At 72.1% G+C, this 14455-nt stretch carries 10 protein-coding genes; 8 read left to right on the top strand and 2 right to left on the bottom strand.

Annotation, left to right across the window (positions count from 1 at the left end; genetic code table 11):
- The first annotated feature begins 105 nt into the window (after positions 1 to 105).
- From ACWDR3_RS11795 to ACWDR3_RS11765, 7 genes are all read left to right on the top strand, one after another.
- Positions 106 to 951, top strand: coding sequence for a helix-turn-helix transcriptional regulator (locus ACWDR3_RS11795; protein WP_450352315.1), 846 nt, complete (start codon positions 106 to 108; stop codon positions 949 to 951).
- A 164-nt stretch (positions 952 to 1115) separates the two neighbouring features.
- Entirely contained in the window at positions 1116 to 2219 is a 1104-nt protein-coding gene (locus ACWDR3_RS11790; protein WP_450352314.1) for a LacI family DNA-binding transcriptional regulator, read from the top strand.
- A 64-nt stretch (positions 2220 to 2283) separates the two neighbouring features.
- The gene (locus ACWDR3_RS11785) at positions 2284 to 3894 is read left to right on the top strand and encodes an FAD-dependent oxidoreductase (protein ID WP_450352313.1); all 1611 of its coding nucleotides are present in this window, start codon (positions 2284 to 2286) and stop codon (positions 3892 to 3894) included.
- 57 nt (positions 3895 to 3951) lie between these two features.
- Positions 3952 to 6081 (top strand): hydantoinase/oxoprolinase family protein, encoded by a 2130-nt coding sequence (locus ACWDR3_RS11780; protein WP_450352312.1) that lies wholly within the window; start codon positions 3952 to 3954, stop codon positions 6079 to 6081.
- A complete protein-coding gene (locus ACWDR3_RS11775; protein ID WP_450352311.1) occupies positions 6078 to 6698 on the top strand; it encodes a hypothetical protein in 621 nt (206 codons plus the stop codon). The genes ACWDR3_RS11780 and ACWDR3_RS11775 overlap by 4 nt, the downstream gene beginning before the upstream one ends.
- A gap of 3 nt (positions 6699 to 6701) precedes the next feature.
- Positions 6702 to 7988 carry a TRAP transporter large permease subunit gene (locus ACWDR3_RS11770; RefSeq protein WP_450352310.1) on the top strand — a complete coding sequence of 429 codons (1287 nt, stop codon included), beginning with the start codon at positions 6702 to 6704 and terminating at the stop codon, positions 7986 to 7988.
- Positions 7989 to 8046: 58 nt separating this feature from the next.
- On the top strand, positions 8047 to 9045 hold the full coding sequence (locus tag ACWDR3_RS11765) for a hypothetical protein (protein WP_450352309.1): 999 nt from the start codon (positions 8047 to 8049) through the stop codon (positions 9043 to 9045).
- A gap of 16 nt (positions 9046 to 9061) precedes the next feature.
- Here ACWDR3_RS11765 and ACWDR3_RS11760 read toward each other — a convergent pair whose 3' ends face one another.
- Together ACWDR3_RS11760 and ACWDR3_RS11755 are read right to left on the bottom strand one after the other, a co-directional pair.
- On the bottom strand, positions 9062 to 9973 hold the full coding sequence (locus ACWDR3_RS11760; RefSeq protein ID WP_450352308.1) for a hypothetical protein: 912 nt from the start codon (positions 9971 to 9973) through the stop codon (positions 9062 to 9064).
- Positions 9974 to 9977: 4 nt separating this feature from the next.
- Positions 9978 to 11060 (bottom strand): NlpC/P60 family protein, encoded by a 1083-nt coding sequence (locus ACWDR3_RS11755; protein WP_450352370.1) that lies wholly within the window; start codon positions 11058 to 11060, stop codon positions 9978 to 9980.
- Between the two features lie 213 nt (positions 11061 to 11273).
- Between ACWDR3_RS11755 and ACWDR3_RS11750 the strand changes: the two genes are divergently transcribed.
- A complete protein-coding gene (locus ACWDR3_RS11750; RefSeq protein ID WP_450352307.1) occupies positions 11274 to 14402 on the top strand; it encodes a BTAD domain-containing putative transcriptional regulator in 3129 nt (1042 codons plus the stop codon).
- Positions 14403 to 14455: the final 53 nt, after the last annotated feature.

The following is a 14455-nucleotide window of genomic DNA, read 5'->3' as shown; positions in this document are numbered from 1 at the left end:
CCACGTCGTCCTGCCTGCGCTTTCACCCTGCGGTCGTGGCCCCGGCGGTATCCAGGGACCGACAGTCCGTGGCTGACCGGTGTGCCCGGCCGTACCGTGGTGACCATGGACAAGCACGCCCTCGCGGAGTTCCTGCGCGGCAAGCGGGAACGCGTACGACCTGAGGACGTCGGTCTGCCGCACGGGCCCAGGCGGCGCACTCCCGGGCTGCGCCGCGAGGAGGTCGCGCAGCTCGCGCACATCTCCGTGGACCACTACAGCCGGCTGGAACAGGCCCGCGGGCGCCATCCCTCGCACGCCGTCCTGACCGGCATCGCCCGTGCGCTGCGCCTGTCCGACCAGGAACGCACCCACCTCTTCCGGCTCGCAGGCGAGGCCGCGCCCGAGGCCGCCCAGGGACCCTCCCGCGAGGTGGACCCCGGCACGCTGAACCTGCTGGAGCGGCTGACCGACGCCGGCGCCCTCGTGCTCGACAACACCTGCCGGGTACTGGCCTGGAATCCCCTGGCGGCAGCCCTGTTCGAGGACTTCTCCGCGCTCACAGGACCGGACCGCAACGTCATCCGGCGCTACTTCCTGCACCCCGAGCGGCACGCCTACGGCATGACCCGACCCCACCGGTTCGTGACCGCCGCCGTCAGCTATCTGCGCGTCGCCTCGGCCCGCTACCCGGACAACGTCGAACTCCGCGCCCTCATCGACGAGTTGCTGGCCGGCAGCGAGGACTTCGCGGCTTTGTGGAACTCCCACGAGCTGCGCATCGAACACCACAACCACCAGCGGGTCCAGCACCCCCAAGTCGGCCCGATCGACCTGGACTTCGACGTCCTGACCGTGCCGGGCCAGGACCAGCAGCTGGTCATCTTCACCGCCGAACCCGGCTCCCGCGCCTACCGGACCCTGCAACTGCTCAAGGTCATCGGTACGCAGCGCATGGACATCCCCACCTGACCCCCACGGTCCCGCTTCACCCACGCTCCGGCACGAAGTCCTGTCAGAAGTCTTGACCGACGGCGGAGGAGCGCCCACAGTACTCATTCATACGCATAACTAATACGCATTAATGATACGCATGAACGGCCTGCACGCCGGTCGTGTCCGGTCAGGTGAGGAGCATGGTGGAGCAGCCCAAGAAGCGGTCCCGGCGCGGTCGTACCCCCGCGGCGGCGGGCCGCACGCCCCGGCCGCGGCAGGCCGAGGTGGCCCGGCTGGCCGGGGTCTCCCAGGCCACGGTGTCGCTCGTGCTGTCGGACAAGACCACGGGCGCGACGATCTCGGACGAGACCCGGCAGCGGGTGCTCGACGCGGCCCGCAGCCTCGGCTACGTACCGGACCCCGCCGCGCAGCGACTGGCCGCGGCCCGCAACAACCTGCTCGGCGTCTTCAGCTTCACGGCCACCTTCCCCACCGACGTGCAGCACTCGTACTACCCCTTCCTCATCGGCGTGGAGCAGGAGGCCGCCGCGCGCGGCTACGACCTGGTGCTCTTCACGGGGTCGAGTTCCGGCGGCGCCGGGGCGTCCCGGCCCGACGCGCTGAGCAGGGTGCGGCTCGCCGACGGCTGTCTCTTCCTCGGCCGGCACGCTCCGGTCGCGGAGCTGAAGCGGATGGTCGCCGACGGCTTCCCGGTCGTGCACCTCGGGCGGCGCGACGAACTCGAAGGGCTGCCGTGGGTGGGCGCCGACTACGTCAGCGCGAGCGCCGAGGTCGTCGGCCATCTGGCGGCCCTGGGGCACCGGCGGATCGTGCTGGTCCGCGAGGACGACGACGCCCCGGCCTCGACCGACCGGCAACAGGGCTTCCTGGAAGGGCTGTTGACGGCCGGGCTCGACGGCGGGCCCGAGGCCGTCTTCCGCTCGGCCGACCCCGTGCGTGACCTCACCCCCGAGCGACTGCGCCAGTGGCTGGCCGAGGGCGTCACCGCGTTCGTCGCCGAGGAGACCGACACCGGGGCCGCCTGGCGTGCCCTGTGCGGGGCCGTCGAGGAGGCCGGCCTCAGCTGCCCCGACGACCTGTCGCTCGCCCTGCTCGGCAGTCCGCCCGGCGATCTCCTCGCCGGTCCGCGGGCCACCGGATTCGACATCCCCCGGCCCGAGTTGGGCGCCGCGGCGGTCCGGCTGCTCGCAGCCCGGGTCGCCGGTGAGGAGGCCGAGGAACCTCTGGTCGCCTGCGTCTTCCGGCCCGGTGACACCTCGGGCAGGCCGCCGGAGCAGCACTGATCACGGCGGCCGATCACCGTACAACCGCATCCTCCGGGGACGACAACTACCAGCAAGGAGAAGCGTGATACCGGAAGCCGACATCCTCATCGTGGGCGGTGGCCTCGGCGGTGTGGCCGCCGCACTCGCCGCCTGCCGGGCCGGACGCACGGTCGTGCTCACCGAGGAGACCGACTGGGTCGGCGGACAGCTCACCTCGCAGGCCGTGCCGCCCGACGAGCACCCGTGGGTCGAGCAGTTCGGGACGACGGCCTCGTACCGCCAACTGCGGGAGGGAATCAGGCAGTTCTACCGGCAGTGGTACCCCCTGCGGGCGGAGGCGCTCGCGCTCACCGACCTCAACCCGGGCGCCGGACGGGTCAGCAAGCTCTGCCACGAGCCACGGGTGGCGCTGGCAGTTCTTGAGGCCATGCTCGCGCCCCACCGGGCGGCCGGACGCCTGACCGTCCTCACCGAGCACCGGCCCGTCGCGGCCGAGGCGGACAACGATGTCGTACGGTCCGTGACCCTTGAGCACCACCCGGACGGCCAGCGCGTCACTGTCCCGGCCCGCTATGTCATCGACGCCACCGAGACGGGCGAACTCCTGGAACTGGCGGGTGTCGAGCATGTCTGCGGCGCCGAGGCGCGGTCCGAGTTCGACGAGCCGCACGCCCCGGACCGGGCGGAGCCGCTCAACCAGCAGGGCATCACCGTGTGCTTCGCGCTCTCCCACCACGAGGGCGAGGACCACACCGTCGACCGGCCGGACGACTACGACTTCTGGCGGGCGTACCGCCCCGACTTCTGGCCCGGCCCGCTGCTCGGCTTCCAGGCGCCCGACCCGCGCTCCCTGGAACCCGTCCCGCGCACCTTCGTTCCCAACCCCGACCTCGACCCGCTCGCCGTGAGCGCCGACCAGAGCGCCGACGCGGGCGACAAGGAACTGTGGGGCTTCCGCCGCATCCTGGCCCGCCGGCTGCACCGTCCCGGCGCCTTCGACTCCGACATCACGCTCGTCAACTGGCCGCTCAACGACTACTGGTTGAAGCAGCTGATCGGAGCCGGCGCGGAGACCGGGGCCCAAGCAGTCGCCGAGGCGCGGCAGTTGTCGCTGTCGGTTCTGTACTGGCTCCAGACCGAGGCGCCCCGACCCGACGGCGGCACCGGCTTCCCCGGTCTCCGGCTCCGCCCCGACGTGACCGGTACCGCGGACGGCCTGGCGAAGGCGCCTTACGTCCGCGAGTCCCGCCGTATCAAGGCCGTCACCACCGTCACCGAACGGGACGTGGCGATCGACCTGGTGGGCGCGTACGGGGGCACCGAGTACCGCGACTCCGTGGGCATCGGCAGCTACCGCATCGACCTGCACCCCTCGACCGGGGGCGACTCCTACATCGACATCGGGTCGGTGCCCTTCGAGATCCCGCTCGGGGCGCTGGTGCCCCGGCGGGTCCGCAATCTGCTGCCCGCCGGCAAGAACATCGGAACGACCCACATCACCAACGGCTGTTACCGGCTCCACCCGGTGGAGTGGAACATCGGCGAGGTCGCCGGCGCGCTCGCCGCGCACTGTCTCGACGAGGGCCTCGAACCGCACCAAGTGCAGGGCGAGGACAAGCGGTTCGAGGAGTTCGCGCGGCTCCTCGACCGCGCCGGAGTGCAGCGCCACTGGCCCGACGTACGCGGCTACTGACCGCGTCGGGGCGACCGCCCGCGCACGAGCGACACAGCACAAGGAGGTGCTCCAGACATGACCACCGACCGGATCCGCGTCGGCATCGACGTGGGCGGAACCTTTACCGACGCCGTGGCCGTGGACGCCACGACCCTGCGGCTGCTGGGACAGGTCAAGGTCCCCACCAGCCACCACCACGAGGACGGAGTCGCGCACGGCATCGTCGAGGCCCTGGACCGGCTGCTGCGCGAGGTCGAACGGGCCCCCGGCGACATCGCGTTCCTCGCGCACGGCACGACCCAGGCCACCAACGCCCTGCTGGAGGGCGATGTCGCCACCGTCGGCCTGATCGGCATCGGCACCGGACCCGGCGCCGTCCTCACCCGTCGGCTCGCCGCGCTCGGCAGGCTCGAACTCGCCCCCGGCAAGCGGCTTCCGCTCGCCTACGCCCATGTCGCCGACCCGGACGACCCGGCGGCCGTACGCGCCGCGGTCGGGGAGTTGACGGCCGCGGGCGCCCAAGTCCTCGTCGCCACCGAGCCGTTCGCCGTCGACCGGCCCGAGGGCGAGCAGGCCGTGCTCGAAGCCGCCCGGTCCGCAGGCCTGCCGATGACGGCCGCGCACGAGATCACCTCGCTGTACGGACTGCACAAGAGGACCCGCACCGCGGTCGTCAACGCGGCCATCCTGCCGCGCATGCTCGCCACCGCCGACCTCGTCGACGCGTCCATCACCAAGGCAGGGGTCACCGCACCGCTCATGGTCATGCGCTGCGACGGCGGGGTCATGGCCCTCGACGAGATGCGCAGGCGCCCGCTGCTGACCGTCCTGTCAGGCCCGGCCGCTGGAGTCGCCGGCGCCCTCATGCAGGAACGGATCAGCGAGGGCCTCTTCCTCGAGACCGGCGGCACCTCCACCGACATCAGCCTCGTCCGGCGCGGCAAGGTCGCCGTCCGCCACGCCACGATGCTCGGCAGGGCCTCGTACCTCAACGCGCTCGACGTGCGCACGGTCGGCGTCGGCGGCGGCTCGATGGTCCGCGTCGCCCAGGGTCGCATCACCGCCGTCGGCCCGCGCAGCGCCCACATCGCGGGACTGCCCTACGCCTGCTTCGCGGACCTCGACGACCTGCGGGGCGCGACCCTCGCCACGGTGCGGCCGATGCCGGACGACCCGGACGACTACGTGGTGTTGGACGCGGCGGGCGGACGGTTCGCGCTCACCATGACGTGCGCCGCCAACGCGCTCGGCCGGGTCCCCGACGGGGACTTCGCGCGCTGCGACCCGGAAGTGGCGAGGGCCGCGATCGCGCCGCTCGCCGCCGAGTTGGGCGTGGACGTGCCGACCGCGGCCGCCCGCGTCCTCGACGCAGGCGTCGCCCGGGTGCGGGAGATCGTGGACTCGCTCGTCCGCGACTACCGCCTCGACCCGGACACGGCGGTCCTCGTCGGCGGTGGCGGCGGGGCGGCCTCCGTCACCCCTCACCTGGCCGCGCTCACCGGCATGAACGGGACCATCGCCCGACACAGCGAGGTCATCAGCCCCATCGGCGTGGCCCTCGCGCTGGTGCGGGAACAGATCGAACGGATCATCCCCGGCGCAGGGCAGGAACAGATCCTCGCCGTCCGGGCCGAGGCCGAGCGCGCGGTCGTCGCCCAGGGTGCCGCGCCCGACGGCGTCGAGGTCGAGGTGACCGTCGACCCGCAGACCAGCACCGTGCGCGCCACCGCCACCGGCGCCACGGAACTGCGTACCCAGGACCGCTCGCACAGCGCCGACGACACCGAACGCCTCACCGCGGCCGCCACCAGCCTCAGGACCGACCCCGCCGAGGTCCGTGTCCTCGCCGAGACACCCGCCCACACGGTCTACGGCACCGAGGTACGCCGTCGGCTGCGCTCCGTCCGGCGTCCCGTACGGGTCGTCGACGCCGACGGTGTCGTACGCCTGCACGCCTCGGACGCGAGCGTGACCGCCACCACCGTGGGCGCCGCGCCCGAACTCCTCGCCCACCTCGTGCGCGAGGGCACGTCCTACGGCGACGGCGGCGTCCGCGCCCCCGCGCTGCGACTCCTGCTCGGCTCCCGCATCGCCGACCTCTCCGGCGTCCTCGACCCGCAGCCCTTGCTCGCGCTGGCCCGCAGCGAGATGCGCGACCGGGCCATGGACGAACCGGTGGTCGCCGTGGTGGAGGTGCGGTCATGAGCGGCCCTGCCGGTTCGGCCGCCGTGGCTGCCATCGTGGCCGCCGCCGCTTCCGTCGTCGATCCGGCGACGGACGATCTGGCCCTCGCCGTACGGCTGTTGGCGACCACGCCCACCCACGAGAACCGCACCCCCGCCGAACTGCGCCAATGGGCCCTGGCCGCCGACGCGTTCGGCGCCGCGCTCGACCCTGGGGCGCCGTGCCGCGCCCGGATCGTGGAACGTGCCGACGGGCTCGACCAGTTGCTGCTCGCCCGCTACACCTCGCGCCCTGCCACCGTCGAGCTCTACACCGACACCATCGACCGGGCCGAGACGCTGATCGACGAACTCGGCTGGCGCTCCTGGTATCCCGCCGGATCCGTGCGTGCCGCGGCCCTCGCCCACGAGAGCGCGCACGCCCTCCTCCACCGCAAGGAGACGCGGACCGCGCTCAAGGAGGCGCTCGGACACATCGCACTGCGGCTGGGCCGCCACCGGGTCCTCGGCCATGTGGCCGGTGCCGACGAACTCGCCGCGCATGCCTACGCCCGTACCGTCTGCGGCCTGGGTCGCAGCCCCCTCCTGCTCACCGCCGCGCTCGCCGCCGCGGTGGACACACCCGGAAGACAGAGGTGACCCATGGGTGTCGTCATCCTGCTCGTCATGGCGGCCGGAGTCGCCGCCATGCTCACCCGCAAACTGCCCACGGCCTTCGCGCTCGTCATCCTGGCCGTCGTCATCGCCTTCCTCGCCGGTGCACCCCTGACCGGCAAGAACAGCGTGCTGGACACCGTCCTCCAGGAGGGCGCGCCCACCCTGGCCGCCACGATGATCGCGATCGTGCTGGGTTCCTGGCTCGGCAAGCTCCTTGAGGAGACGGGCATCGCGGGCACCATCGTCCGCAAGATCGTCGAGTTCGGCGGGGACCGCCCGGTCGTCGTGGCCCTCGGCGTGCTGGCCGTGTCCGCGCTGGTCGGTACCGTCACCGGATCGGCACCGGCCGCGATGCTCGCCGGGCTCATCGGCATCCCCGCCATGATCGCGGTCGGCATCCCCAAGGTGACCGCGGCCGGGACCGTCCTCATGGGCATCGCCGTGGGCATTCCCTTCGAACTGCCCCTGTGGCAGTTCTTCTCCACGGCCCTGGACCTGCCCGTACCGACCGTGCGCGGCTTCATGGTGAAGCTGTTCCCCTTCGCCCTGGTCGCCGCCGTCCTCTACGTGCTCATAGAGTCCCGCCGCCGCGGCGTGGAACACACCTGGTCCATCAAGTCCGTGCAGGACAGGCCGAGTTCGACGAGTCGCCGCAAGCGGCTCGGGGACGCGCCCTGGTACGCGCTGCTCACTCCCGCCGTTCCCCTGATCCTCGCCCTGGGCTTCGAACTCGCCATCATTCCCTCCCTGTTGGCGGGTGTGCTGTACGCCCTGGTCACCACCACGGGACCGCGCGAGATGAACAAGCGGCTGCTGCGCACCCTGTACGGCGGGTTCGAGGTGGCCGCCCCGCCGATCGCCCTGTTCATCGCCATCGGCATCCTGCTGGCGGCGGTCAAACTGCCCGGCGCCGTCGACGCGTTGGAGCCGCTGATGAAGGCGGTCAGCCCGCACAACGCCGTGCTGTTCGTCCTCGTCTTCACCCTGCTCGTCCCGCTCTGCCTCTACCGCGGACCGCTGAACGTCTTCGGGCTCGGCGCCGGGATCGCCGGCGTCCTCATCGCCACGGGCATCTACCCGGCCGCCGTCGTGCTGGGCATGGCCACCTCGTACAACCAGGTCTTCGGCGTCGCCGACCCCACCAGCACGCAGACGGTCTGGGCCGCCCAGTACGCCGGTGTCTCCCCGCAGCAGGTCATGGTGCGCACCCTCCCGTACGTGTGGGCCGTCGCCCTGGGCGGGCTGTGCGTCACCGCGGCCACCTACCTCTGACCTTCACCGTCTTTCCGTCACCCCTCTTGGACCGACCTCCACCCCCTTGGAGCCGACCATGTCTCAACCGCGTTTCGACCGACGCCTGTTCCTGCGCGCCACGGCCGCCACCGGCGCCGCCGTCACCGTCGGCGGTCTCTCCGCCCCGGCCGCGTCCGCGGCACCCGGCGGATTCCCCGACTACACCTACGTCCGCACCCTGCTCACGCCGTCGCAACTGAAGTACAACCCGACCGGCGAGATCATCTTCCCGTGCGTCAGGGGCGTCTACGACAAGCTGAGCGCCCCCCTCGGCCGCTACTACCTGTACTACGGGCCGCACGACGCGCCCGGCGGGATCTGCCTGGCCTACGGCAACTCCCTGGAAGGGCCGTTCACCGAATACCCGAACAACCCGATCGTCGCCAACAGTTGGCAGCCCCACTACTCCGTCAGCCACGTCGCGTCCCCGCACGTCATGTGGCACGCGAGCACGAAGGAGCTGTGGCTGTACTTCCACGGCGAGAACACCACCACACGCCTGGCCCGCTCCAAGGACGGCATCAACTTCACCTACGACAAGGTCGTCCTGTCCACGTCGATGCTGCCGAGCGGCACCACCGAGACGTCGTACGCCCGTGTCTTCCCGCACGAGCTGCCCTCGCGCGGTGCCCACTACGTCATGGTCTTCATGCTGAACAACACCACCAACCACCGTGACATCCACTGGGGTTGGTCGGCCGACGGACGCACCTGGACCTACGACCAGCAGCCCCTGATCCGCCACGCGGACGTCGGCGCCGTCAACGTCGGCGGGCCGCACCTGCTGTACCGCAACAACAGCACCTACGTCGTCTACAACAAGGACAAGGAGAGCGGCGGCGACCTGATGATCACGGAGGTGGGCAACGACTTCAGCAAGCGCAGCCACCTCGGGGTCTTCTACAACTCCCGCAGCGGCGCCCCCGAGAACGGCCGGTCCGCCGCCCCGTCGTTCGGCACCGACGGGGGAGTGCCGTACATGATCTACGAGGCGGGGGAGCGGCTCGCGGGCTCCATCGCGATGGCCCGCGGCTGAGCGAGCCGTTCACCCGTCATGACCCGGTGGGCCGCCCGGGCCGTCGGGTGAACCGGCGCAGTCCCCGGCGCGCGGGCTTGAGGGGCGTGTCCTCGGGGGCGACGGGACCGCCGCCCGCGGTCAGGGCCGGTGCCGAGGACGGGGTCGGTACGGACCGGTCGCCCCGGGCGAGGCGGCTGCGGACGGCCTGGGCCAGGGCCTGGTGGGACGGTTCCAGCAGCAGGTCCGCCGCCGACAGCCGTTCCCACATGTGCAGCAACTCCGTTCCCCGGGTGGCCACTTGACCCTCGTCCAGCAGCCGCTGCCAGGCGGCGGTGGCGCGGGCCACCTCCGGTGCCGCCCGGGGCAGGTCGGTACGGCAGCGGATGCGGGCGACGGTCAGGGCGAGGACGGTGGAGAGCATGTAGTCGCCGCGCAGATAGGCGAGGTACGCCTCGATCGCCCGTGCCTCAAGGGAGAGTTCGTCCTCCGCTCCCCGGCGCAGGGTGAGGTGCTCCCGCAGGGCGCTGGCGAGGACGAACGCGGCGTGCAGCTCCTCGCGTTGGGCGTGCTGGAGGATGCGCTCGACGCGGGCGAGCGGCGGGAACGCCTCCTCCTCCGCGGCGGTCCGTTCCCGCCCGGGCGGCAGGTCCTCCTCGTCGGCGATGGTCCGGCTCGAACCGTCGGGATACACCCGCAGACGCGCCACCTGCTGCACGGTGCGGTCGATGACGGTGGCCGCCACCGGGGCCCGCAGGGTGCGGGCGAACATGGCGATCGCGTCGAGGATCGCCTCGTTGGGCTGCCGCATGCCGCCCATTTCCAGCAGATGGCCGTTGACCACAGTCGATCCGTCCTCGGCCACATAGGCGTCGAGACGGATCAGCGGGTGTGCGGCGAGCGCGGGCAGGTTGTGCCCCTCGTCACGAGGTGTCAGCGCGTGGTTCATCGGCTCATACTCCGGGTCGGACGACACCGACGATGGGCATGGAGGCGGCCGGCGCGATCGTCACCGTGCGCCCGGGCCGCGGGGCGTGGACGATCTGCCCGTTCCCGATGTACATGCCCACGTGCGTGGCGTCGTAGTAGATGATCAGGTCCCCGGGCCGGGCGGAGGCCAGGGGGACCCGGGTCAGGCCCTGCCACTGCGCCTGCGAGGTACGGGGGATGGGATGCCCGGCCGCCGCCCATGCCGTGGAGGTGAGCCCCGAGCAGTCGTACGAGGACGGGCCCACGGCGCCCCACACGTACGGCTTGCCGAGCTGCGCCTTGGCGAAGGCGACGGCCCGACCGGCCGCGCCGCTCACCTTCGTTCCGTTGCCCGAGCCGGTCCCGGTCGACGTGCCGCCACCCGAACCGGAGCCGGTCCAGCGGGACTTGGCCTCCTGCGCCTGCTCCTTCTCCAACTGGGCCAGCTTGCGGGTCTGTTCCTTCTGGAGCCCCGCCTCGATCTGCTCGGCCTCGGTGATCTTCCCCTCGATCTTCTGCTTCGACTCGGCCTTGTCCGCACGGGTGTTGTTGAGCTCCCGCAGCTCCTTGGCAGCGGCGTCGGTCTGCCGGCTCAGCTCCGTGCGGGCGGTCTTCTGGGACTCGGAGACGTTGACCAGGTTCCGCATGGCCTGGCGGGCCTGGGAGGCTTCGTCCAGGGCCTCGTCGGGGTGGTCGCCGAGCAGCAACTGGATGCCCGTGGCGGCGAGATCGCCCCCGTGGTACTGCGTCCGGGCCGCGGCGCCCGCGAGATCGTGCAGCGTGTCCACCCGGTCCTCGGTCCGGGCCAGGGCTTTGCGCAGCGACTTCAGCCGCTTCTCCTGCTCGGTCGCCTTCACGTCCGCGGTGTTGTACGCCTCGGTGGCCACCTCCGCCGCGCGGTAGAGGCCGTTCAGTTCGTCCTGGATGCCCTCGATCGTCTTGTCGTCCTGCGGGCGGGGTTCGCCGGGGACCGCGTAACTCGGCCCGGACACAAGGGCGATCGCGCACGCGAGGGTTGCCAAGGAGGCCCGACTCTGCAAACGTCTGGCGCCGGTCGACAGGTTCATCAGCTCCACGACAGGTTCATCAGCTCCGCTTTCAGAGGTCGGTTCCACACAACCGCGGCACGGCATCCCGACCAAGAGCCGAAGGGGCACACGTGAGGGAACCCAAGTGACCCTCGGGTATGCCCTTTTGTGCGGGGGCCGGTCCCGGTCATGAGCCGCGACGCGCCGACAAGCCCCTCGGGGCGTTCGGGTGCCCACGGCATGATGACGGGCATGCGTTTCGGACTGCTCGGCCGCCTGGAGTTGGTGAACGGCAACGGCTCGGTCACCCTCCCCGGCGCCATGTCCCGGGCGATCGTGGGACGGCTGCTGCTCGCCCACGGGACGGTCGTACGGCGCGACACCCTCATCGAGGAACTGTGGGAGGAGCGCGAGGCGAAGGACCCGGTCAACGCGCTTCAGGTCCAACTGGCCAAGTTGCGCGTCGCGTTCGCGGCGCAGGGCGAGGAGGCCCGCCTGCTGTTCGGCCACGGCGGGTACCGGATCGTGCTGGGACCGCAGGACGAGGTCGACGTGCCCGCCTTCGAGGCCGCGGTCCGGGAAGGCCGGGAACACCTCGCGGCGGCGGAGTACGAAAAGGCCGAGGGCCGGCTGCGGTCGGGGCTGTCGCTGTGGCGCGGCCGCGCCCTGGACGGCCTGGAGAGGAGGGTCTTCGAACCCGAGCGGACGCGTCTTGAGGAACTGCGGCTGGGCGCCCTGGAGGACGTGGCCACCGCGGGCCTCGAACTCGGGCGTGCGGGGGAGTTGGTCCCCGAACTGAAGGCCCTGGTCTCCCTCGCGCCCCTGCGCGAGCGGTCCCGGGCCCGTCTCATGCGCGCGCTCTACCAGTGCGGGCGGTTCGCGGAAGCCCTGGAGGTCTACGAGACGGGCCGTCGGCTGCTGAGGTCCGAGCTGGGGGTCGTCCCCTCGCCGGAACTGCGCTCCCTGCACGCGGCGATGATCCGCCACGAGCCGTCCCTACGGGGGCCGGCTTCAGCCTCGTACCGCCTGTCCTCGACGCGCACCGATGTCCGGCCGGCACCCGGCGAAGGCGATCCGGTCCGGCCGCTCGGCCCGTTCGTCGGCAGGCGCAAGGAGCTCGACGCGCTGCGCGAAGTCGTCGACCGCGAGCGGCTGGTGACCGTACTGGGACCGGGAGGCGTCGGCAAGACGCGCCTCGCGCTGGAGGCCTGCGCGCTGGTCCCGCCCTCCCGCGGCAAAGTCTGGTGGGTCGACCTGGCGCCGGCCGACGACGCGAACGTCCTCGCGGTGGTCGCCTCCGCGCTCGGACTGTCCGACACCTCCGTGCGGCCGGACCAGCCGCCGCACGACTACGTGCACCGTCTCACCTCGTTCCTGGCCGGACGCCCGGCCGTGCTCGCGCTCGACAACTGCGAGCACCTGCTCGACGCCGTCGCCCCGCTCGTGGCGACCCTGCTGGGCCGGTGTCCCGCGCTGACCGTCCTCACCACCAGCAGATCACCGCTGGAGGTCCCCGCCGAGGTGCTGTACCCCTTGGCGCCGATGCCGGACGACGAGGCCGCGGACCTGTTCGGCGCCCGTGCCGCGATGATCGACCCGTCCTTCGCCCCGGACGCGGCGGCCCTGCGCGACATCCGCTCCCTGTGCCGAAGGCTGGACGGGCTGCCGCTGGCGGTCGAACTCGCCGCCGCGCACGTCCGGTTGCTGTCCGTCCGGCAGATCGAGGCCCGCCTCGACAACCGCTTCACCCTGCTGACCAAAGGGGAACGCACCGCACCGGCCAGACACCGCACCCTGCGTGCCGTCCTCGACTGGAGCTACGCCCTCCTCGACACCACCGAGCAGCGACTGCTGACGGAACTGGCGCTCTACGTGGGCGGCTGCTCCCTCGACCTCGTCGAGGCGATCGCTCCGCAGCCCGGGGCGGACAGTGCCGAACTGCTGCACGTACTCGCGCAGTTGGTCGACAAGTCCCTCCTCGTCCCGGTCTCCACGCCCCACGGGAACCGGCTGCGGATGCTGGAGACGGTCCGCGAGTACGCGCTCAGCCGGCTCCGGGAGGAAGGCTGGGCACCGGAGGCCGAGGAGCGCCTCATGGCGTGGGCCGCGCGCTTCGTCCGTGACGGCAGCGCGGGAATCTCCTCCCGCGACCAGAAGGAGTGGGCCAGGCGGCTCACCGAGGAGTCCGCCAACATCAGGGCGGCGGCGGACGTCATGCTGACCGGGTCCAGGGAGGCCGAGGCCCTGCAACTGGAGGCCCGGCTGGGCTACTTCTGGTTCATCAGCGGCCGTGAGGAGGAGGGCATCGACCGCCTCCGCCGCGGCCTGCGGGCGTACGACACCACGGCTGGACCGCGGACCGCGGAGCCCACCGAGGAGGACGAGTGGGCGCTGTTCTACACGATCGCCTGGCTCACCTGGCTCCATCACGTCGCCGGACATCACGCGGAAGCCGCTTCCTACGCGGCACGGCACCAAGCGGCCTGGCAGCACGCGAAGCACCCCGACCTCGCCGTCCTGGGCCCGTGCTACGACGCGCTCCACGCGATGCTCAACGGGCGCGACGACGTGGAGGAGCTCTTCACCGCGGCGGAGGCGGCCGTCGTGGGGACCGGATTCCACTGGGACCGGGCGGTCCTGCAGACGAACTGGTCGACCTACTGTCTGCAACGCGGCGACACCGAGGGAGCCCGCCGGCACGGGCTGATCGCCGTGGCCGCGTCACGCGCGGCCGACGACGACTTCGCCCGGGTCTTCTCCCTCACCCTCTGCGGCGACGCGGACGAGAGCGACGGCCTCCGCGCCCGGGCCCGCGAGCAGTGGGCCGAGGCGGCCCGCATCCTCCAGGCCGTCGGGGCGCGGACCCGCTGGGCGTACGCCGTGCTCAGACTGGCCTGCCTGGACCTCGCCGAGGGCGAATCCGCCCTGGCCGAGCGGCGGTTGGCGGATGTGAGCAGGCTCGCGGACGAAGTGAGCGCGGACGACCTCCAGTCGGCCGTGGCGAACCTGCGGGGAATGCTGGCGTTCCACGACGGCCGCTTCGCGGACGCGGAGAACCTCTTCCGCGGTGTCTGGCGCTGTCCGGGCGCGCCGTCCGACCGCAGAGCGGTCTCCGCCGTCGGCCTCGCGGCCCTGGCGACGTTCGGTCCGCCGACCCCCACCGCCTCCGACGACGCGCGGGCCTGGACCGACCGGGCCCGCCGGACGCACGCCGGACTCCTTGAGCCGCTCGCCCGGCACGCGGTGGGTGTGCTGCTGGACAGGCTGGACACCCACCACCGGTCAGGGGCGGACGGGGCGGGGGCGTACGGGCGGGGCGGGACGGACCAGGTGCGCGACTGGCTCGCGGGCAGCCCTTCGGTACTGGCCGCCTTCTGCTGAACCGCCCCGGCCGGCGGATCGTGAACCTCTTCGGGGTGCGCGCCGTAGCAGTC

The organism is Streptomyces sp. NPDC001002, from assembly GCF_053599215.1.
Note: the sequence above shows the minus strand (reverse complement) of the source record. Positions and strands in the feature narration are given on the sequence as shown.